20 protein-coding genes are annotated in these 19,168 nt (G+C 69.7%); 10 read left to right on the plus strand and 10 right to left on the minus strand.

Annotated features, from left to right (window positions below; genetic code table 11):
• Window positions 1-76: 76 nt before the first annotated feature.
• The 6 genes from F4X11_06790 to F4X11_06815 all read right to left on the minus strand — a co-directional run bounded on the left by F4X11_06790 (window position 77) and on the right by F4X11_06815 (window position 5,244).
• On the minus strand, window positions 77-412 hold the full coding sequence (locus F4X11_06790; protein MYN64720.1) for an STAS domain-containing protein: 336 nt from the start codon (window positions 410-412) through the stop codon (window positions 77-79).
• Between the two features lie 35 nt (window positions 413-447).
• Window positions 448-873, minus strand: coding sequence for an ATP-binding protein (locus F4X11_06795; protein MYN64721.1), 426 nt, complete (start codon window positions 871-873; stop codon window positions 448-450).
• A gap of 112 nt (window positions 874-985) precedes the next feature.
• On the minus strand, window positions 986-1,324 hold the full coding sequence (locus tag F4X11_06800) for an STAS domain-containing protein (GenBank protein MYN64722.1): 339 nt from the start codon (window positions 1,322-1,324) through the stop codon (window positions 986-988).
• Between the two features lie 46 nt (window positions 1,325-1,370).
• On the minus strand, window positions 1,371-1,799 hold the full coding sequence (locus F4X11_06805; GenBank protein ID MYN64723.1) for an ATP-binding protein: 429 nt from the start codon (window positions 1,797-1,799) through the stop codon (window positions 1,371-1,373).
• Between the two features lie 85 nt (window positions 1,800-1,884).
• On the minus strand, window positions 1,885-4,422 hold the full coding sequence (locus F4X11_06810; protein ID MYN64724.1) for a SpoIIE family protein phosphatase: 2,538 nt from the start codon (window positions 4,420-4,422) through the stop codon (window positions 1,885-1,887).
• Window positions 4,423-4,449: 27 nt separating this feature from the next.
• Window positions 4,450-5,244: a nucleoside-binding protein gene (locus F4X11_06815; GenBank protein MYN64725.1), complete on the minus strand. Its 795-nt coding sequence runs from the start codon at window positions 5,242-5,244 to the stop codon at window positions 4,450-4,452.
• Window positions 5,245-5,423: 179 nt separating this feature from the next.
• On the opposite strand from F4X11_06815, the gene recQ reads away from it, so the two are divergent.
• From recQ to F4X11_06845, 6 genes are all read left to right on the plus strand, one after another.
• Window positions 5,424-7,268, plus strand: coding sequence for a DNA helicase RecQ (recQ, locus tag F4X11_06820; protein MYN64726.1), 1,845 nt, complete (start codon window positions 5,424-5,426; stop codon window positions 7,266-7,268).
• 26 nt (window positions 7,269-7,294) lie between these two features.
• On the plus strand, window positions 7,295-8,020 hold the full coding sequence (locus F4X11_06825) for a Lon family ATP-dependent protease (protein ID MYN64727.1): 726 nt from the start codon (window positions 7,295-7,297) through the stop codon (window positions 8,018-8,020).
• A 202-nt stretch (window positions 8,021-8,222) separates the two neighbouring features.
• The gene (locus tag F4X11_06830; GenBank protein MYN64728.1) at window positions 8,223-9,446 is read left to right on the plus strand and encodes an alpha/beta fold hydrolase; all 1,224 of its coding nucleotides are present in this window, start codon (window positions 8,223-8,225) and stop codon (window positions 9,444-9,446) included.
• A 32-nt stretch (window positions 9,447-9,478) separates the two neighbouring features.
• Window positions 9,479-9,880: a hypothetical protein gene (locus F4X11_06835; GenBank protein MYN64729.1), complete on the plus strand. Its 402-nt coding sequence runs from the start codon at window positions 9,479-9,481 to the stop codon at window positions 9,878-9,880.
• 28 nt (window positions 9,881-9,908) lie between these two features.
• Window positions 9,909-10,628, plus strand: a complete 720-nt coding sequence (locus F4X11_06840) for a matrixin family metalloprotease (protein ID MYN64730.1) — start codon at window positions 9,909-9,911, stop codon at window positions 10,626-10,628.
• A 46-nt stretch (window positions 10,629-10,674) separates the two neighbouring features.
• Window positions 10,675-11,118 (plus strand): NIPSNAP family protein, encoded by a 444-nt coding sequence (locus tag F4X11_06845; protein ID MYN64731.1) that lies wholly within the window; start codon window positions 10,675-10,677, stop codon window positions 11,116-11,118.
• Between the two features lie 73 nt (window positions 11,119-11,191).
• Here F4X11_06845 and F4X11_06850 read toward each other — a convergent pair whose 3' ends face one another.
• The 4 genes from F4X11_06850 to F4X11_06865 form a co-directional block, all read right to left on the minus strand.
• Complete coding sequence (locus F4X11_06850; protein ID MYN64732.1) at window positions 11,192-11,620, minus strand: type II toxin-antitoxin system HicB family antitoxin; 429 nt, start codon at window positions 11,618-11,620, stop codon at window positions 11,192-11,194.
• Complete coding sequence (locus F4X11_06855) at window positions 11,620-11,748, minus strand: type II toxin-antitoxin system HicA family toxin (GenBank protein ID MYN64733.1); 129 nt, start codon at window positions 11,746-11,748, stop codon at window positions 11,620-11,622. The genes F4X11_06850 and F4X11_06855 overlap by 1 nt, the downstream gene beginning before the upstream one ends.
• A gap of 247 nt (window positions 11,749-11,995) precedes the next feature.
• A complete protein-coding gene (locus F4X11_06860) occupies window positions 11,996-13,132 on the minus strand; it encodes an ATP-binding protein (GenBank protein MYN64734.1) in 1,137 nt (378 codons plus the stop codon).
• A gap of 65 nt (window positions 13,133-13,197) precedes the next feature.
• Window positions 13,198-14,820 carry a hypothetical protein gene (locus F4X11_06865; GenBank protein MYN64735.1) on the minus strand — a complete coding sequence of 541 codons (1,623 nt, stop codon included), beginning with the start codon at window positions 14,818-14,820 and terminating at the stop codon, window positions 13,198-13,200.
• A gap of 232 nt (window positions 14,821-15,052) precedes the next feature.
• Here F4X11_06865 and F4X11_06870 point away from each other — a divergent pair, with 232 nt between their 5' ends.
• The 4 genes from F4X11_06870 to F4X11_06885 all read left to right on the plus strand — a co-directional run bounded on the left by F4X11_06870 (window position 15,053) and on the right by F4X11_06885 (window position 19,165).
• Entirely contained in the window at window positions 15,053-15,886 is an 834-nt protein-coding gene (locus F4X11_06870) for a DUF4159 domain-containing protein (GenBank protein ID MYN64736.1), read from the plus strand.
• Window positions 15,887-16,172: 286 nt separating this feature from the next.
• Window positions 16,173-17,393, plus strand: a complete 1,221-nt coding sequence (locus F4X11_06875; GenBank protein ID MYN64737.1) for a mandelate racemase/muconate lactonizing enzyme family protein — start codon at window positions 16,173-16,175, stop codon at window positions 17,391-17,393.
• Between the two features lie 61 nt (window positions 17,394-17,454).
• On the plus strand, window positions 17,455-18,744 hold the full coding sequence (locus F4X11_06880; GenBank protein MYN64738.1) for a phosphopyruvate hydratase: 1,290 nt from the start codon (window positions 17,455-17,457) through the stop codon (window positions 18,742-18,744).
• Window position 18,745: 1 nt separating this feature from the next.
• Window positions 18,746-19,165 (plus strand): ester cyclase, encoded by a 420-nt coding sequence (locus F4X11_06885; protein ID MYN64739.1) that lies wholly within the window; start codon window positions 18,746-18,748, stop codon window positions 19,163-19,165.
• Window positions 19,166-19,168: the final 3 nt, after the last annotated feature.

Genomic DNA, 19,168 nt, shown 5'->3' on the forward strand with positions numbered 1-19,168 from the left:
CCGCGTCGGTTGGTCCTGTCGTGGGGCACGGGCGCGAGCAGGCGGCGCGAGGCGCCTCCGGCGGGGCGGCCTCGCGTCAGGCGGAGGCGGCGAGGGCTGCTTCGCGGGAGTCCTTGATCGGGATGATCCGGTCGAAGCCGCTGATCCGGAAGACCTCCTCGATGTGGTTCTTCATCGCGCAGAGCACCAGCGTTCCCTCGCCGGCCTTGAGCGCCTTCGCCGCGATCAGCAGCACCCGCATGCCGGAGCTGCTGATGAAGTCGAGGCGGCTGAAGTCGACGACCAGACGCCGCTCGCCGCTGCTGACGTGATCCATGACCACGGACTCGAACGAGCGGGCGTTTCCGCTGTCCAGGCGTCCGACGGGCAACAACACCAGCACCTCGTCGTTCCGTTCTTCCGCGACTTCGATATCCATCCGTTCACCTCTTCGCTCGGACGGCCCCGTCACCCGGCCTCCGGCGTGAGATCGTGTTCCAGCGTCAACCGGTTCTTCCCGTCCGCGTACTCGTACGTCACGCGGTCCGCAAAAGTCTTGATCAAGTGCAGCCCCAGACCGCCTATCGGCCTCTCGTCGACCGGTGACGACACGTCGGGGTTCGTGTTCTCCGTCGGATCGAACTTCTCGCCGTTGTCCACGATGGACAGCACCAACGAAGAATCATGGACCTGCAGGCCGACTTCGATCCTGGGGCGGGCGACCCCGCGGAGACCGTAGCTCACCGTGTTCGTGATCAACTCGTCGAGCGCCAGGTTGATCATGTAGACCTGCTGGTCCGGCAGCTTGTTGGCGTCGCCGAACTCCTCGACCATCTGCGCCAGACTGCGCACCGCCGACAACCTCGGCGACAGCGAAACGCGCAGTTCATCCATCCTAGCCACGTATCTTGCCCTCCATGCGAAGCCGCGCAGACTGACGGCGGCGCGGCGGCCGCCCACGCTCGCCCCGCAGGAAGCGCCGGCGGGTCGCCGGTCCGCCGCAGCGTCAGGCCTCGTCCACCGCGGACTCGCGGGTGTCCCGGATCGGGATGATCTGATCGAAGCCGCTGATGCGAAAAACTTCGTGTATATGGTCCGGCATGGCGCACAGCACGAGCTTTCCCTGACCGGCCTGCAGCTTCTTCGCGGCCATCAGGAGCACGCGCATCCCGGAGCTGCTGATGAAGTTCAGGCGGCCGAAGTCGACGACCAGACGCCGCTCGCCCCGGTCGACCCGCTCCATCACGATGGATTCGAACGACCGCGCGTTCGCGCTGTCGAGACGCCCAATCGGCAGGAGCACGAGGGCCTCGCCTTCCCGCTCTTCCGCTACTTCGATGTCCATAGACTCGTCACCTGCGCGTCTGGTTGATCGGACAAGGCGCGAGGCGTCACTCCGACGCCCTCGCGAGATCGTGCTCCATGGTCAACCGGTTTCGGCCTTCCACGAACTCGTAGGAGACGCGGTCGGCAAAGCTCTTCACCAGGTGCAGACCCAACCCGCCGACGGCCCGCTCTTCGAGGGACGACGTGACGTCCGCGTTCGTGTCCTGCGTCGGATCGAACGGCTGTCCGTTGTCCTCCATGACCAGAATCAGCGTGCCGGCGACGACCCGCATCCTTATCCGGATCTCGGCATCGGCCATGTCCTCGAGGCCGTGCGTCACGGTGTTGGTGATCAACTCGTCGAGCGCGAGGTTGATGACGAACACCTTCGGATCGGGCAGATCGTTGGCGTCGCCGAACGCCTCCACCATGCTCGACAGTTCGCGAACTTCCGACAGCCGTGCCGGAATCGTCACGCGCAGTTCCTCGGCCATGCGGTCTCGCCCTCGCTCGAACGACGCAATACTCTAGCAAACTCCGAACGGCCCGCTGCAAGTCCGGGCGAATTCCCGGGCGGCGTCACCGGCGCCGCCGCAGCACCAGGCAGGTCATGTCGTCGGCGGCGGGAGCGCCGGCGGAGTACGTGCCGATCTCGCTCCACACGTGATCCACGATCTCCTCGGGAGAGCGCGCCGACGCGCCGTCGAGCGTCGCTTCCAGCCGTTCCTTGCCGAACAGCTCGCCGGTCAGATTCACCGCGTCGGTCAGGCCGTCCGTATAGAGAAACAGCGCCTCGCCGGGAGCCAGCTTCTGTTTGCGGCTCTCGTACCGAAAATCGTCGAGCACGCCCATCGCCACCCCGCCGGTCATCGGGAGCGGCCGCCGCGAATCGTCGCCGGCCACGAGAAACGCGGGCTCGTGCCCGGCGCAGACGTACTCCATGACGGCCCGCTCCAGATCCACGATGGCGAGCACGCCGGTAACGAACAGCCCCATCGGGTTCTCGGCGCAGAGGCGGCGGTTGGCCTCGGTGGCGATGGCGCCGACGTCCCCGCTCTGGCTCTCGGAAGCCGCCGCGTTGATCGCACCCTGCGAAGCCGCCATGAACAGCGCCGCCGCCACCCCCTTGCCGGAGACGTCGCAGACGGTGAAGAAGAGCTTGCCGCCGGACGGCTCGAGCACGTCGACGAAGTCGCCGCCCACCTGCTGCGCAGGCGTCATTCTGGCGTAGGCCGCGAAGCCGCCGAGATCCACGTTCCCTTCGCGGACCAGCGCGGCCTGCACCACCTTGGCCATCTCCAGATCCTGCTCCAGCGCCTGCTGGGCGAGGCGCAGGCTGCGGTTGCTCTGCTGGAGCTCGTCGGTGCGCGCCGCGACCATCATCTCGAGCTGCTCTTCGCGGTTGAAGACCTGCACCGTCATGGCCTCGAACACCCGCGCCAGACTGCCGAGCTCGTCCGTGCGTTTCATCACGGTTTCCATCGGGCCCTCGTCCGGCTGCCTGCCCATCTCGACCTGACGGGCCGCCGCGGCGATCGCCTCGATGGGTTGCGTGAGCCACCGCGTGCCCCAGAGTGCGGCGGCGGCGGTGAAGCCGAGCAGGACGAAGGCGATCAGGGTGGTATTCCTGGCCTCCGCCTGGACGCTGTTGGCGATGTCGTCCAGGCTCACGGCGAGGGCGAGGCCGCCGATCGGGATGCCGCCGGCGTTGATGATCGGCGAGGCGACCCAGATGCCCCGGTCCGCGGGCGACAACAGGCTGAGGCTGGTCTCGCTGACCACCTGCCCCTGCTCCATGGCCTGTCCCATGACCGCCTCGGCCCGGCGCGCGAAGGCCCCGGCGGCATCCGCCGTCCCGGCCGCCGCCTGTCCGGCCCGCGGCGCGGCCGCCGCCAGCTCGCGGTCGAGGTTGACGACCCAGAGCGCCTCCAGGTTGCGTGACCGGACCAGCAGGTCCGCCTCGCGCTGGTATACCGAGTACAGCAGGTTGCCCGAGCTGCCCTCGATGGGGATGCCGATCTGCACCACCCGCGGGGAGCCCGCGCCGGCAACCGCCACGTACTTGTAGACCTGTCCGTCCGAAGCGCGCGGCGCGGTCGCGAGCTCCACGCTGCGCTCGGCGCCCTCGAGAAGCGGAGCGAGCTCGCCGGCATGCGGCACGCCGGCGGCGGCTCCGCCCGCCAGTGGCGGCAGCAGGGTGGAATAGGCCACCGTACCGTCCGGATTCACCACCCGGATCTCGCCGATGACGGTCGAGCCGACGATGCGCCGCAGGCGTCCTTCGATTTCCTGGGCCGGCCACGCGGCTTCCTCCGCCGCGGCCACGAAGTGCCCCACGATGGTCGCCTGCACCAGCATCTGCTGGCCGACGATCCCCTCCACCACGGCCGACACGTCGGCACGCTCGGTGGCGTAGACGTTGGTCAGAATCTCCTGCTCGCCGAAGACCAGCGCATTGCCGATCTGCACGATCCGCTCCTGATCGACGCCGCCGACCCCGACGTACTTGTAGACCTCCTGGTCGATCTCCCGCACCTGGGCGGGCTGCGTGATCACGTCGTCGACGTCCGATCCCAGCAGCACGTAGAACTTCGACGCCTGCGGCTGCACGGTCGGATCGGGGTCGAACCGAAAAGGCACGAGCGCGCCGGCTGCGTCGCGCACATTGGTGAGGTACGAGAATCCGACGCTGTCGGTAATCCAGAACTCGTCGAGGACGGTGCTCGCCACGATGGCGTCGAGAGTCTCGATGATGCGCGGCGGATCCTGTCCCGCCTCCTCTGCCGCGGCAACGAGGTGGGCGGCCAGACGGGCCTGCGCGATCATCTGGTCGTCGAGCGTCGCGTCGAGGGTCCGGGCGACGTTGGCCAGCGAGATCTCGCCCATGTCGGCGAAGCTCGCCGACAGGAGCTCGGCCAGATGGACCGCGGACGCTTCCGCCTCGTCGCGCAGGGCGAGGGCGGAGTTGTAGAGCATGGTGGCCGACGTCGCCGTGATCGTGACGGTGAGGAGCGCGGCCAACGCCAGGAAACCTCGAACCGCAAGGCGCAGACCCTTCCTCATCGTCCCTGCTTCAGTGCCCGGCGCATCCAGTGCTTGCGTCACGATTCGGTTCATCTCAGGCTCCCGCGCGGCGGCGGGACGTCACAGACGCCACATCACCCAGAGCTGCGCGACGTTGTCGTCCTCGTCCACGCCCAGCTTGTTCCGCCAGTACTGGTACTCGACGCCGAGAAAGAGCTGATTGGCGGCGCCCGTCAGCGCCTTGCCGATGTCCCAACCGAGCTGCGGCTGCGCGAGGGTCCACCCCTTCACGGGCAGACCGAGCTCGTTGGTGGTCGCGCCGATGTACTCGGCATGGCCGGTGAACCAGAAGGACTGGCTGCCGATGTCGAAGGCGGCCCCCCAGCTCGCGTCGAACATGAAGCTGTCCGTCGTCCGGGGCGCCCCGCCCCGCTCGAGCCCGCTGCTGGCGTCGATGAAGGCGGTCACATCCGTGTTGAAGAAGACGAAGCCGGGCACGTCCCAGGAAAGCCGCACCCCCGGCAGCCACTTGAGAACGTTGGCGTCGCCGTCGAAGTTGATGCCGCCGATCAGCGCGACGTCTCGCACCGGCCCGGCGCCGACGGTCCGATCCGCCAGCCTGCCGAAGCTCAGCGTGGGATACCACTCGCCGTAGAACTCCAGGTCGTTGAAGCCGTCCGCGACGCCGTCCTCGAGAATGTCGATGAAGACGAAGCTCTCGCCGAGCGACCAGATCGACGCCTGCTGCACGGTCAGAATCTGCGTGTAGTGGCGCGCCCCGGAAAAAGGATTGGCGAGACGGCCGTACTGGTAGTGGAACTCCGTCTGCGCGACGGCGGCGGCCGGCGCAGCCAGCAGAAACACCGTGGCCGCGGTCCAGCGCCCGAGCGAACGGGTCCACGCGATGTTGTGCATTCGGAATGATAACCCTTCGCCGGCAGCCTGTCCGCCGGAATCCGCACGGCGGCGCGTCGGGCACCGAGATTCGTCCGAGTCGCGACTACGCTGGCCCCGGCCGTTCGGGCACACGCGAACAGGGGCGCGCCGCGCGGGGCATCGAAGTCGCTCCCCGGCCTGCGTAGTACGATGGCCGGATGCCCGGTTCGGCTCGCGAGTTGCTCGGCCGCGTCTTCGGCTACGACCGGTTCCGCGGACAGCAGGAAGCGATCGTCGAGCATACGATCGCGGGCGGCGACAGCCTGGTGTTGATGCCGACGGGCGGCGGCAAGTCGCTCTGCTACCAGCTCCCGGCGCTCGTCCGCCCCGGCGCCGCCGTGGTCGTCTCGCCGCTCATCGCGCTGATGCGCGACCAGGTGGACACGCTGCTGCAGGCCGGCGTGCGGGCGGCCTGCCTCAACTCCACGCTCGCGTACGAGGCGGTGCGCGACGTGGAGGACCGACTGCGGGCGGGCGGGATCGACCTGCTCTACGTGGCCCCCGAGCGGCTGCTCGGGGAGCGGACGCTCGCGCTGCTCGACGAGGTAGAGCTCGCGCTGTTCGCGATCGACGAGGCGCACTGCGTGTCGCAGTGGGGTCACGATTTCCGGCCGGAGTACCTGCAGCTCTCCGCGCTTCACGAGCGCTTTCCGGCCGTGCCCCGCATCGCCCTCACCGCGACCGCCGACGAGCCCACGCGGCGGGAGATCCGGGAGCGGCTGCGCCTGCAGGAGGCGCGCGTGTTCATCGCCGGTTTCGACCGGCCGAACATCCGCTACCGGGTCGTGCCGAAGCAGAGCCCGCGCGAGCAGCTCGCGCGGCTCCTCGACAACGAGCACCGGGGAGACGCCGGCATCGTCTACTGCCTGTCGCGCCGCCGGGTCGAGGAGACGGCCGAGTGGCTGCGCGCACGCGGCGTGGACGCCCGCCCCTACCACGCCGGCCTCGGCGGGCGGGAGCGCGGCGACACGCAGGACGCGTTCGTGCGCGGCGAGGGCGTCGTCATCGTCGCGACGATCGCCTTCGGCATGGGCATCGACAAGCCCGACGTCCGCTTCGTCGCCCACCTCGACCTGCCGAAGAGCCTCGAGGCGTACTACCAGGAGACCGGCCGGGCCGGACGGGACGGCCTGCCCGCGACGGCCTGGATGGCCTACGGGCTGCAGGACGTGATCACCCTGCGGCAGATGGTCGACGGATCCGAGGCCGGCGAGGCGCGCAAGCGGCTGGAGATCCGCAAGCTGGACGCCATGCTCGGCTACTGCGAGCTGACGACCTGCCGGCGGCGTACGCTGCTCGCCTACTTCGGCGAGACGCTGACGGAACCGTGCGGGAACTGCGACAACTGCCTGGAGCCGCCCGAGTCGTGGGACGCGACGGAAGCGGCGCAGCAGGCGCTGTCGTGCGTCTACCGGACCGGGCAGCGTTTCGGGGTCGCCTACGTGGTCGATGTGCTGCGCGGGAAGGACGACGAGCGGATCCGGCGCTTCGGCCACGATCGGCTCTCGACGTTCGGGGTCGGCGCCGACCTCGACGCCCGGCAGTGGCGATCGGTGATCCGCCAGATCGTCGCCCGTGGGCTGCTGCGCGTCGACGTCGAGAAGTACGGGTCGCTGCAACTGACCGCCGCCGCGCGGCCGGTGCTGCGGGGCGAAGCCGCGGTCGCGCTGCGGCGGGACGCGCTCCCGGCCCGGAAGGTGCGGCCGGCCCGGGAGGCGCGCGACCGCGTGCAGTCGGTGCTCGGGGCACAGAGCCGGGCGCTGTTCGACGCGCTGCGGGCGCGCCGCCGCGAGCTGGCCGAGGAGCAGGGCGTGCCGCCCTACGTGATCTTCCACGACGCGAGCCTGGTGGAGATGGCCGAGCGACGGCCGGGCACGCTCGACGAGTTCGCGGCGATCCCGGGCGTGGGCGCGACGAAGCTGGAGCGCTACGGCGAGACGTTCATCGAGATCATCCGCACGCACGAGGCCGAACAGCCCGCCCCGGCCGCCGCGGCCCCGTAGCCGGATGGACCCGCGCCCGCAGCGTTATGATGGACGCACCGATGACTGCAAGCACCTCGCGGCGTCGCATCCGCGTCGGGGTCGTTCTGTGGGGCCTGCTGTGGATGGCGGCAGCCGCGCCGGAGCAATCCGGCGCGCAGACCGCCCAGGCTCCCGGTTCGCTCCCGTCGGCCATCCCGATCTTCCCGCTGCAGGACGTCATGCTGTTCCCCGGCGCCTCGCGGCCGCTGCACATCTTCGAGCCGCGCTACCGCGAGATGGTGGCCGACGCGCTCGAGGGGGATCGCATCATCGGCATGGTCATGCTGCACGCGGGGTACGAAGAAGAGTACGCCGGCAACCCGCCGATCTACGACATCGGCTGTGCGGGCGTGATCACGAACGTGCAGCGCCTGGAGGACGGCCGCTACAACATCGTCCTCGGCGGGCTCGTGAAGTTCCGGATCACGAGCGAGGACCGGAGCCGCTCCTACCGCGTGGCCGAAATCGATGCGATCCCGGAAACGCTGGGCGACGCCGACCGGGACGTGCTCCGTGGCCACCGCCCGCTGCTGATGGAACTGCTGGCGTCGGTCGCGCCGGGTCAGGCGCCGACGCCGGACGAGCTGTCCGACGAGATGCTGGTGAACGGACTCTCGCAGTTCCTGGGAATGAGTGCGCTCGACCGGCTGGACCTGCTGCGACGGGAGGGGCCGCTGGCGCGGGCCGAGGCGCTGATCGGCCTGCTCGAACGCGGAGAGCTGTCGCGGTGAAGCGGGAACGCGGTCGCGGCGAGCGAGAGCCTGCCGCCGTCGCAAACCGGGGATGGAGTCGAACAACGGGATGTCGCACGCAGAGAGGCGGAAGACGATGGCCAGAGAGGCAACTACGTCGGGTGAGTCGGTTGTACAGGGTCAGGTCACGCGGCGCGAGGCGCTGGCGGGCGTCGGCGCGGTCCTCGGAGCCGCCGCGGTGATGCGGGAGTTGCCCGGTCACGCGGCTGCCCCGCGCCCCGCACCCGCGCAGAGCGCGCCCGCACCCGCCGAGCAGGCCGAGGCGATCGGCCCCTACGATCCGAGCTGGCTCCCGGACGGCGTCCGCTCGCGCTTCGTCCACAACGTCAACGGTCTGACGATGCACGTGCTCGAAGCCGGCTTCGAGACGGCGGGGCGTCCGGCCCTGCTCCTTCTCCACGGCTTCCCGGAGCTCGCCTACAGTTGGCGGCACGTCATGGCGCCGCTGGCCGACGCCGGCTACCACGTCATCGCCCCGGATCAGCGCGGTTACGGGCGCACGACGGGCTGGAGCGCCGACTACGACGGCAGCCTGCGGCCGTTCAGCCGGCTGAACGCGGTACGCGACGCGCTGGCGCTGATCTCGGCGTTCGGCTACCGCACGGTGGACGCGGTGATCGGCCATGACTTCGGCTCCCCCATCGCGGCGTGGTCGGCGGTGGCGCGGCCGGACGTCTTCCGCGCCGTCGCCCTGATGAGCGCCCCGTTCGGCGGCACCCCGACGTTCCCGTTCGACACCGCGGACGACGGTCCGCTGTCGGATCCGCCGGGAGGTCCGGACATCTACGAGGAAATGGCCCGCCTGCCGCGCCCGCGGAAGCACTACCAGCGCTACTACCGCACGCGCGAGGCGAACCCGAACATGTGGCGCGCTTCCCAGGGCGTGCACGACTTCATGCGCGCCTACTACCACCACAAGAGCGCCGACTGGGCCGAGAACCGGCCCTACCGGCTGGCCGGGTGGACGGCGACCGAGGTCGCCAAGATGCCGACCTACTACATCATGGACCTCGACATGGGCATGGCCGAGACGGTGGCGCTGCACATGCCCACGCCGGCCGAGATCGCCGCCAACCGGTGGCTGCCGGACCGCGAGCTGCACGTCTACGCCGTCGAGTACGAGCGCAACGGCTTCCAGGGCGGCCTGCAGTGGTACCGCTCCGGCGTCATCAACGACGAGCCGCTCACGTTCGCCGGCCGGACCATCGACATCCCGTCGCTGTTCATCGCCGGATCGAGCGACTGGGGCGCCTACCAGCGGCCCGGCTCGCTGGAGCGGATGCAGGAGACCGCCTGCACCGACATGCGCGGCGTGCACTTCGTCGACGGCGCCGGCCACTGGGTGCAGCAGGAGCAGCCGGAGGAGACCGTGCGCCTGCTGCTGGAGTTCCTGCGCGAGGCGTAGGCCGGTGGGCCGCATGCGCGAGCCCCGAACTCATGACACCGCGAAGCGTCGAGACGACGATCGCCCGGTTCACGCTCGGCCTCCTGCTCGTCTACGTTCCGGTGGAAACGTGGGTCTCCTGGCCGTCCGGCCTCACGGACCCGTTCTATCTCGTGGACGTGGTCGCCTTCGCCCTGCTCCTGTGGGGTGCCGTGACGTCCCTGCGCGCGCGCCCCGATGTCGCACCCGGCGTGCTCTGCGCCGGATACGCCTGGAGCGCGGCGAACGGCTGGCGGGCCCTGGCGCTGCGCATCCAGACCCTGCAGCAGGGCGGTGAGGTCGATGTCACCCTCGTCTGGCTGCTCGTCATCTCGGAAGTCGTGGCGCTGACGGGACTTGCGCTGCTGCTCCTGCTCGTCGTGGAATCGAGGACGTCTCCGCGCGGGTCCCGATGACCTCGGCACCGGCCGTGTGGTAGCTTCGATGCGGGAACCGAGCAGACTCGCGAACATCGGCATGCCCCACTTCATCGTCACGACACGCCGGCGGCCAACGACGCCCGGGCGAACCGCATGGAGGCCGCTGGCGTTGCTGATCCTGGCCCTGCTCCCGGGTCCCGTCGGCTCCGCGCACGCGGAACCGGTCGAGCACCGCGTGGTCATCATCGCCTACGACACCAACGACGTCCGGCTGCCGATGGCGCTCGACGCGATCGCGTTCTGGAACGGCGTCATGGAGGAGCTCGAGCTGAACGTGCGCCTCGTCGAGGAGCTCCATATCGCCTCGCCGGTCACGCGCGCGCTGGAGAACTACGCGCGGTCGATCTCCCAACGCGCCGGTCGCCGCCGCGGCGGGCCGGGCGAGCCGGACGCGCCGGCCGAGATCACCGACTTCGGCGTCGAGGCCGTCCTGCTCCTCTCGCGCCAGGACCTGATGTCGTTCGCCTGGCCGCTGCCGCGGTACCCCGGCCACTTCGTGGCGATCGAGGAAGATCGGACCGCGATGGCGGTCAACCCGAACATCGCCCGGAACATCATCGCGCACGAAATCGGGCACACCCTCGGGCTGCGCCACAACCGCGATCCGACCACCCTGATGTGCGGTCCCTGCCGCACCCACGAGCTCGCCGTGGACCGGCCGGAGTACATGCGGTTGACCGAGCGCGACCGCCGGCGGCTCATCGAGCGCTACGCTTCCCGGTAGAATTGCAACCCGTTCGTCCCACTCGATTGGATGGAGGAGTGACACCATGTTGAAGCAGAAGCGGTACCTCGTCGCGATCCTCGGTCTCGCGGTCTTCGGCCTCGGCTACGCCGCCGGCCAGTTCTCCGCGTTCGAGAGCGTCGCCCAGGCGCAGGGCGAGCGCATCTTCGAGATGCGCACCTACACCGCGCTCCCGGGCCGCCTCGACGCCCTGAACGCCCGGTTCCGCAACCACACCACGCGCATCTTCGAGAAGCACGGCATGACCAACATCGGCTACTGGACGCCGCAGGAAGCGCCGCTGGCCGAGAACACGCTGGTCTACATCCTGGCGCACGACAGCCGCGACGCGGGCCAGGCGAGCTGGGACGCGTTCCGGGCGGATCCCGAATGGGCGCAGGTGTCCGAGGAATCACAGCGCGACGGCCGCATCGTGGAGGGCGTCGACGTGCTGTGGCTGGAGGCGACCGACTACTCGAAGATCAAGTAGGGGCAAGAATGTTCGGCGGCTGGACCGGAACGCCAGCGGGTGTTCCGGTCCGCTCGATCCCCGGAACCCTCCCCTACGCAACCCGGTCTTCAACGGCCAGCCGCCGCCCGACCACCCGCAGCGCCTTCTCGATCTGGCTGATGTGAGACCGGTGATCGGGATTGAGGAGGCGGCGGACGACAGACTCGCTCAGCCCCAACCGGTCCGCAAGAGCGGTCTTGGTCATGCCCTGCTCGCGCATCGCGGAATAGAGCACCAGCTTCGCCGCAACCAGCGGCGGAACGGCGACCAGGACCTGGCCGGGCGCGGCCGGACTCGGAACGGGAATATCCCACCGCTCGTGTACGTGGCCGGCGAGAGCAACCGCCAGGGCATCCTCCGCCATCGCCAGCGCCTCGGCCCGATCATCCCCGCAGGTGTTGGCCCCCGGAACGTCCGGAAACGAAACCACGAAGCCGCCGCCTTCCTCCTGCTCGAGGACGCAGGGGTACAGGTAGCGCATCAGAACGCCTCCTTGTCCATGTCGAGGTCTCTCAACATGGCGGCCAACAGCCCTTTGCCAATCTCCTTGCGCGGGACGGTGGTGAAGCGACCATCGACATGAAGGCGGCCATGGCTGCCCTTGCCCACGCTCGCGTCGAAGCGGAAGGACAGGCCGAATCTCCGGGCGTAGCGTTTGGCGCGCCGGATGAACGACCCCGCTCATGGACGACAATCGAGCATTTGTGCTCGATTGTCAAACTCCTGGTTCCCGAGCAGGATCGAGGCGCAACTTCCGGTCGATCCGGCCGTTGCGCTGCTCGATGCGGCCCGGGTTCCAGGACCAGTTCGCCCACGCGCGGCGTCCGTTCGGGCAGCGTCGAGGGTGAAGAAACGTTCACCCTGCCAGCGCCTTCTCCCGCACGAAATCCATCAGGCTGGGGATACCCGCCTCCAGTACCGTGCTGCCCGGCGGAATCCAGACGTAACCGAGCGCCCTGAGATCGGCGTCGAGTGCGTCCAGACGCTCCGGATCGGTATTCGCCGGCTGGCTGTCGCCGATCACGCGCGTGAATTCGTTCTCGGTCAACGTCGACTTCCCCGCGAACGCCTCCGCCACGGCTCGGGCCGCGGGCAGCAACGGCTTTCTATTGATCTCGCCGTAGCGATTCTGGTAGTAGGCCGTCTTTCTGCGCTCCACGGCTGGTTGGACCCGATCCATCAGCGCGCTGTCGACGACTTCGGCCCCGGTATCCCGGGCTTCGTTCCATAGCGCCGCACCCCAGAGCTGCAGAAAGTAGGGATAGTGCTGGCTGGACTCCACCACGCGTCCCAGGGCGGCCTCCGTAAAGGAGATCGGCGGATCCTGCGCCGCCATGGGTTTCGTCAGCGCCTCGGCTGCCGCGGCCGGCGCCAGCCGACCGACGCCGATGAGTTCGCCACGGTCCCAGAAAGTAGTGGACAGCGAGTTCAACTTCGCCGCCAACCCCGGCGTACCCGCCAGGGCGAGCAGGAACGGCGCCTCGCTCCGCACCTCCTGGCTGACGTTCAACAGGGGTTGCCCCACCGCCTGATCGAGCGTGTGCGCCTCGTCGAGCAGCAGCACCAGCGGCTGCGCCCGGCAGCGGGCCGCCAGCAACCGGGCCAGGGAGCGAAGCCCGCCGCCCAGCTTCCAGCCTGCCCGGCCCAGTCCGATGGAGACGGACAACGTATCCGGCGACATGCCCTTGAACCGGCCCGGCGGCGCCAGCTCGGTGGCCAGCGCATCCAGGTCCCGGATCGAGCCGGGCGTCATCCAGACCACGTCGATCGCAGGCTTCCCGGCCTCGATCTCATGCTGAAACCAGCGCATCAGCGCCGTCTTGCCGTTGCCACGCGGCCCCGTCAGCACGGCGACGCCGGGCGCGCCGCGGCCGGCGCGCAGGTAGGCCAGGAGGCCCCTCAGCGCCTTCTGCTCGGCGTCCCGTCCGGCCAGATGCGGCGGCAGTTGGCCATCGCCGGGAACGAACGGATTGAGTTGCAGGTGCTCCGTCATCGCATACGATTCGCGGCAAGGCGCGACGGGGCCGGCCGCGGCCAGAGGTTGCGCCGTAGGAGCTCCTAGAACCGCGACGCCGCCATCCACGTGTCCGACCGCGCCCAGCTCTTCTCGAACTCGGCCTCTACGTCCGCCGACGGCTTGCCCTGCGCGTCGAGCGCCTGCTGGAGCCCGAGGAACGACCAACCGTTGTTGGGGTGGTCCTCCAGCTCGGCGCGGTAGACCTGCTCCGCATCGGCGAAGCGCTCCGCTTCCAGCAGCGCCGCGCCCAGCCAGTGCCGCGCCGCGAACGGCAGCGGCTCCGGCTCCGAGTACTCCAACTGGTCCTCCACCTCGACGGCCCGCTCGAACGACTCGATGGCGGCGTGCAGATGACCCTCGGACCGCCGGATCTCGCCCTCCAGGATGCCGCCGACCGTCTTCAGCAGCAGCTCGACCGAGTCGAAGCGGAAGCGCGCGTTGGTCTCGTCGGCCAGCTTCAGCACCCGGTCCAGGTAGACCTGCGCGAAGTCGGCGTCGCCGGCACGCAGGTGCGCGTAGCCCTGCGCGAAGTCCCACAAGCCGCCGGGGCCGTCCTGCTCGGGGCGCTCGGTGACGGCGAGCACCTCGTCGAAGCGGCCGAAGCGGATCAGCGTCAGCACGTGGAACACGCTGTCGCCGGTCAGCTTGGCGTAGTCCTTTCCCGCCTGGATGGCGATGGCGCCCTGCCCGTCCATCGACGCGGCGAAGAGCAGCATGTGGAGGTTGTGGGTCGGATAGATCGCCACGCCCTCGCCGACCTCGGCCTTCAGATCGGAATGCCAGGCGTCCAGGTTCGACCGCACGCCGTCGGCCCAGCGGCCGATCTCGTTCCAGGTGTGCGACGGCATGTGGTTGATGTGGCTGGCCCCGGGAATCTGGCTGCCGAGGTGCTCGGCGCACCCGGACGCGAGGCCGGGATTCGCGGTCGACTCCGTCGCGTGGATGTAGAGGTGGCAGGCGCCCGGGTGCGTGATGTCGCGGTCGAGCACGCTCTCGAGGACGCCGTGCAGCCGCTGCACGTTGGGGTCGTTGAGGTCGCGGGTGCCGCGGCGCGGCTCCAGCAGGAAGAGCGCGTCGCCGTAGAGGGTCACGGCGTCGAGGTCGTCGGGGTACGACTCGGACAGCTTCCGCATCGCCTCGGCGTAGGCCTCGTCCTGGTCGCGTCGCCGCGCCGGGTCGAAGTCCTCGACGTAGCGGGTGGTGATCGCCTCGATGTAGGCGCGCTCCTTGGGGCTCGCCCCGTCGATGCGCGCCACCGCCTCCTGCATCGCCGCGTAGGCGTGCGGAGCCTCAAAGGGGCGCATCGGGCCGTTGAGGTACGACCCCCACGCCCACGCCTCGCCCCAGTAGCAGATGGCGCAGTCCGGATCCTGCTTCCACGCCTCGCGGAAGGAGCGCACCGCGTCCTCCTTGCCGAAGGCGTACATCAGCCGGAAGCCCTGGTCGAACCAGGCCTGCGCCATCTCGTTCTCCGACGAGATGGGGTGGTGGTGGTTGCCGAGCGCGGTCTCGAAGAGCGGCATCGGCTCGGAGAAGCTCTCCGGCAGCTCCGCCGAGCTCTCGCCGGCGCCGCCGGCATGCTGGGCCATCGCCGGCACGGCGACCAGCGCACACGCCGTCAGGATGAACGCGCGCGGGAAAAAGCTGGACTTGCGGTTGGTCATCGGGCTCCCGTTCCTCTCGTCGGAATTGACTGAACCTCCAATCATAGCGTCCGCCGCGAATCGGCCGGACGGCGGCGGGAGCTCGGACGCCGCAGACGGCGGCGGGAGCGCCGACGTGCGCGACCGCAGCACATCCGGCGGGACGAACCGCGGGCGAAGGTTCGGGCCCGCAGGCGGCGGCGAGAAATCGGGGAGCCGCGCGCGACGGCAGGTGCGCTATGCTGTGGGGACCATGACGCGCCGGGTCGCTGTGCTCGCCGTGGCGTCGTTCCTCCTGTCCGGCATGCTGGCCGCCGCGGCGGCGCAGTGGGGTTGGGGAGTAGGGGAAGGCAACATGCCCGCGCGCTTCCCGCCCGCCTCGATGCCGGATCGCGGCTTCACCTTCTGCAAGCTGATGTACGACCAGGTGCGCTACGAGGCGCTCGGCATGGGCTGGTCGACCGACTATCCCTACGCCGGCATCAACCTGATGCACCGGATCGAGGACCTGACGACGACCCACGTCAGCAAGGATCGCCGCGGCGATCCGAACCACTGGGTCGTGCGGCTGACCGACGACGAGCTGTTCAACTGCCCGTTCGTCATGGCCGCCGACGTCGGCACGATCGGCATGAGCGCCGCGGAGGCGTCGCGGCTCCGGGAGTACCTGCTGAAGGGCGGCTTCCTCTGGGTGGACGATTTCTGGGGAACGCGCGCCTGGGACCACTGGGTCGGCGAGATCTCCCGGGTGCTGCCGCCGGCGCAGTATCCCATCCGGGACGTGCCGCTCGATCACCCGGTGTTCCGCGCCCTGACGCACGTCGAGAAGGTGCCCCAGATCACGTCGATCCAGTTCTGGTACCGGGCGCGGGGACGCACGACGTCCGAGCGGGGACGCGACAGCGACGTGGCCCATCTCCGCGCGATCAGCGACGAGCACGGGCGCTTCCTCGTGGTGATGACGCACAACACGGACGTCGCCGACGCGTGGGAGCGGGAGGCCGACGACCCCCGCTTCTTCGAGCAGTTCTCGCCCGACGGTTACGGGCTGGGCATCAACATGGTGCTCTACTCGATGAGCCGGTAGCGCCAGGGGTTCGCCGGTGGACCCGTCGCGCTGACGGTGCCGGTTCCGTTCGACGCCCGGCCGGTCGCGCCTTTCCCCCGGGCAACCCTGTGCCGCCGCGCCGGCGGCCATGCAATCCAATAAGCCGTCGTACAATAGCGGCGCCTGGGAGTGCGCGCCGCAAGAGCGGTGCAGACTCCAGTCGGGCCCGGTTGGCCGGCGATCGGAGCCGTAGGCGACGATTGTCGGGCTGGAGCGGCCCCCACGGAGCCCGGTCCGCCAGCAGAAACACCCGCAGGAGAACGCCATGACCACACGCTTCTCGCGCCGTGCGTTCCTCGGCAGCGTCCCCGCGCTCGCCGCCCTCCCGCACGTCTCGTCCGCCGCCGGGGCGGCGCCGCGGCTGCCGCTGGGACAGCCGGAGCTCGGGCTCCGCATCACCGGCATGGAGCTGATCACGGTGCGGGCCACCGCCCGCACGAACTGGATCTTCGTGCGGCTGGCGACCAACGACGGCATGACGGGCCTGGGCGAGGCGTCGATGGGCCGGCTGCCCGCGTTGCCCGAGCTGGACGAGTTCTTCGAGCTCGTCCGCGACCGCTCCCCGTTCGAGATCCAGCGTTACCGGCAGCAGGGCCGGCCGCGCGCGGCCGGCGGCGACCGCCGGCTGGCCACCGCGTTCAGCGCGATCGAGCAGGCGCAGTGGGACCTGGTCGGCAAGGCCCTGCAGGCGCCGGCCTACGACCTGACCGGCGGCGCGCTGCGGCACGAGCTGCCGGGCTATGCGAACATCAACCGCGCCACGTCGGATCGGACACCCGAAGGTTTCGCCGCCAACGCGCGGCAGGCGGTGGCGGACGGCTTCCGCGCCATCAAGGCGGCGCCGTTCGACGGGTTCCCGCCGCTCGACGGTCCGGCCGCCGAGGTGGAGGCGGCCACCGAGCTGGGCATCGCCTGCATCGAGGCGATGCGGGCGGCCATCGGGCCGGACGTCGACCTGAAGATCGACGTCCACAGCTTCTTCGACGTGCCGCTGGCGATCGAGGTCGCCGAGCGTCTTCAGCCGCAGGCGCTGTCCTGGTACGAGGAGCCGGTGCCGCCGACCGACGTGGAGAGCACCCGGGCGATCAAGGAAGGCATCCGCCAGACGATGGCGGGCGGCGAGTTCCTGTTCGGGGTGGAGGGCTTCGCCCCGCTGTGCCGGGAGCGCGCGGTGGACATCATCATGCCCGACGTCAAGCACTGCGGCGGCGTGGCGGAGCTGGGCCGCATCGCGACCGTCGCCGAGCTGCACGACGTGCTCGTCTCGCCGCACAACCCGAGCGGCCCCGTCAGCACGATGGTCTCGGCCAGCGTCTGCGCCGGCCTCTCGAACTTCGACATCCTGGAGTACCAGTGGAACGAGGTGCCGTGGCGCGGCGACCTCGTCGATCCGCCGGAGCGTTTCTCGGGCGGGATCATCGAGGTACCCGACGGTCCGGGGTTCGGCATCACGCTCAACGACACCCTGGCGCGCGAACACGCCTGAAGCGCCGCCGACTCACGGGAATCGTCGCGGATTTCGCGGACGACGGAGGGCACGAAGCGACATGAGGATTCGGGCGGTCGACGGACTGGAAGTGATCGATTCCCGCGGCAATCCGACGGTCGAGGCCCGCGTTCACCTCGACGACGGCACGGTCGCGGAGGCCCGCGTCCCGTCGGGCGCGTCGACCGGCGAGCGCGAGGCGACGGAGCTGCGGGACGGCGGCGCGCGCTACGGCGGCAAGGGCGTCCTGCAGGCCGTGGCCAACGTCAACGGCGAGATCAACCGGGCCCTCTCCGGTCAGGACGCCGCCGACCAGCGCGGGCTCGACCAGCGGATGATCGATCTCGACGGCACCCCGAACAAGTCCCGGCTCGGCGCCAACGCGATTCTCGGCGTGTCGATGGCGGCGGCGCGCGCCGCCGCCGCGGCCGCCGGCGTCCCCCTGTATCGCCACCTCGGCGGCGATGACTCGGCCGTGCTGCCCGTGCCTTGCCTCAACGTCATCAACGGCGGGCAGCACGCCGACAACACCGTCGATTTCCAGGAATTCAAGATCGCCCCGCACAAGGCGCCGTCATTCGCCGAGGCGTTGCGGATGGGCGTCGAGACCTTCCATGCCCTGCGAGCGCTCCTCAAGCGCCGGGGCAAGTCGACCGGCATCGGCGACGAGGGGGGCTTCGCGCCCGATCTGGCGACCAACGAGGAGGCGGTCGAGCTGATCCTGGAGGCCATCGAAAAGGCAGGCTACCGTCCGGGAGCCGATATCGCGATCTGCCTCGACCCGGCGACCAGCGAGATGTGGCGCGACAGCCGCTACGTCGCCTTCAAGTCCGACCAGTCGGCGCGCAGCACGGCGCAGATGATCGAGCTGTGGAGCGGATGGATCGACCGCTATCCCATCGTGCTCATCGAGGACGCGCTGGCCGAGAACGACTGGGACGGCTGGGCGCGGATCACCGCGGCGCTGGGATCGCGGATCGAGCTGGTCGGCGACGACCTGTTCTGCACGAATCCCGCCATCCTGCAGCGGGGCATCGACGGGAGCGTCGCGAACTCCATTCTCGTCAAGCTGAACCAGATCGGGACCGTCTCGGAGACCCTGGACACCGTGCGCCTGGCCCAGCGCAACGGCTACGGCGCCTACATGTCGCACCGCTCCGGCGAGACCGAGGACACCTTCATCGCCGACCTCGCCGTCGCCACCGGCTGCGGCCACATCAAGACCGGATCCGGCTGCCGCGGCGAGCGGACGGCGAAGTTCAACCGGCTGCTGCGCATCGAGCACGAGCTGGGCGACCGGGCGCGGTTCGCCGGTCTCGGCGGCTTCCGGCAGTCCGTGCTGTCGAGATGACGTGATCGCCACGGTCGAGACGCTCGTCCGGCGCTTCTACGACGACCTCTGGAACCGGTTCGACACGGCGCTCATACCGGAGCTCCTGACCGAGGACGTAACGGTCCGCGGCGCGCTCGGGCGCCACGCGGCCGGGCACGCCGGGTTCGCCGACTACCTGGAGCTGGTGCACGGCGCGTTCCCCGACTTCGAGCAGATCATCGAAGAGGTGATCGTCGACGCGGTCGGCGGTTCGGCGTTCGTGCGCCTGCACTGCCGGGGTACCCATCGGGGCGCGCTGTTCGGCCTGCCGGCCACCGGACGCCTGATCACCTACGAAGGAGCCGCCCGTTTCGAGACCCGCGCCGGCCGGATCGCCGACATCTGGATTCTGGGCGACCTGCACAGCCTGGTGCGGCAGCTCGAGACCCAGCGTCTGTGAACC

It is taken from the genome of Acidobacteriota bacterium (genome assembly GCA_009861545.1).
GTDB lineage: Bacteria > Acidobacteriota > Vicinamibacteria > Vicinamibacterales > UBA8438 > WTFV01.

Coding starts and splice junctions, on each gene's coding strand:
- F4X11_06795 (MYN64721.1), bottom strand. CDS start 873: ATGGATGAACTGCGCGTTTCGCTGTCGCCGAGGTTGTCGGCGGTGCGC.
- F4X11_06800 (MYN64722.1), bottom strand. CDS start 1,324: ATGGACATCGAAGTAGCGGAAGAGCGGGAAGGCGAGGCCCTCGTGCTC.
- F4X11_06805 (MYN64723.1), bottom strand. CDS start 1,799: ATGGCCGAGGAACTGCGCGTGACGATTCCGGCACGGCTGTCGGAAGTT.
- F4X11_06810 (MYN64724.1), bottom strand. CDS start 4,422: ATGAACCGAATCGTGACGCAAGCACTGGATGCGCCGGGCACTGAAGCA.
- F4X11_06815 (MYN64725.1), bottom strand. CDS start 5,244: ATGCACAACATCGCGTGGACCCGTTCGCTCGGGCGCTGGACCGCGGCC.
- recQ (MYN64726.1), top strand. CDS start 5,424: ATGCCCGGTTCGGCTCGCGAGTTGCTCGGCCGCGTCTTCGGCTACGAC.
- F4X11_06825 (MYN64727.1), top strand. CDS start 7,295: ATGATGGACGCACCGATGACTGCAAGCACCTCGCGGCGTCGCATCCGC.
- F4X11_06830 (MYN64728.1), top strand. CDS start 8,223: ATGCGGGAGTTGCCCGGTCACGCGGCTGCCCCGCGCCCCGCACCCGCG.
- F4X11_06835 (MYN64729.1), top strand. CDS start 9,479: ATGACACCGCGAAGCGTCGAGACGACGATCGCCCGGTTCACGCTCGGC.
- F4X11_06840 (MYN64730.1), top strand. CDS start 9,909: ATGCGGGAACCGAGCAGACTCGCGAACATCGGCATGCCCCACTTCATC.
- F4X11_06845 (MYN64731.1), top strand. CDS start 10,675: ATGTTGAAGCAGAAGCGGTACCTCGTCGCGATCCTCGGTCTCGCGGTC.
- F4X11_06850 (MYN64732.1), bottom strand. CDS start 11,620: ATGCGCTACCTGTACCCCTGCGTCCTCGAGCAGGAGGAAGGCGGCGGC.
- F4X11_06860 (MYN64734.1), bottom strand. CDS start 13,132: ATGACGGAGCACCTGCAACTCAATCCGTTCGTTCCCGGCGATGGCCAA.
- F4X11_06865 (MYN64735.1), bottom strand. CDS start 14,820: ATGACCAACCGCAAGTCCAGCTTTTTCCCGCGCGCGTTCATCCTGACG.
- F4X11_06870 (MYN64736.1), top strand. CDS start 15,053: ATGACGCGCCGGGTCGCTGTGCTCGCCGTGGCGTCGTTCCTCCTGTCC.
- F4X11_06875 (MYN64737.1), top strand. CDS start 16,173: ATGACCACACGCTTCTCGCGCCGTGCGTTCCTCGGCAGCGTCCCCGCG.
- F4X11_06880 (MYN64738.1), top strand. CDS start 17,455: ATGAGGATTCGGGCGGTCGACGGACTGGAAGTGATCGATTCCCGCGGC.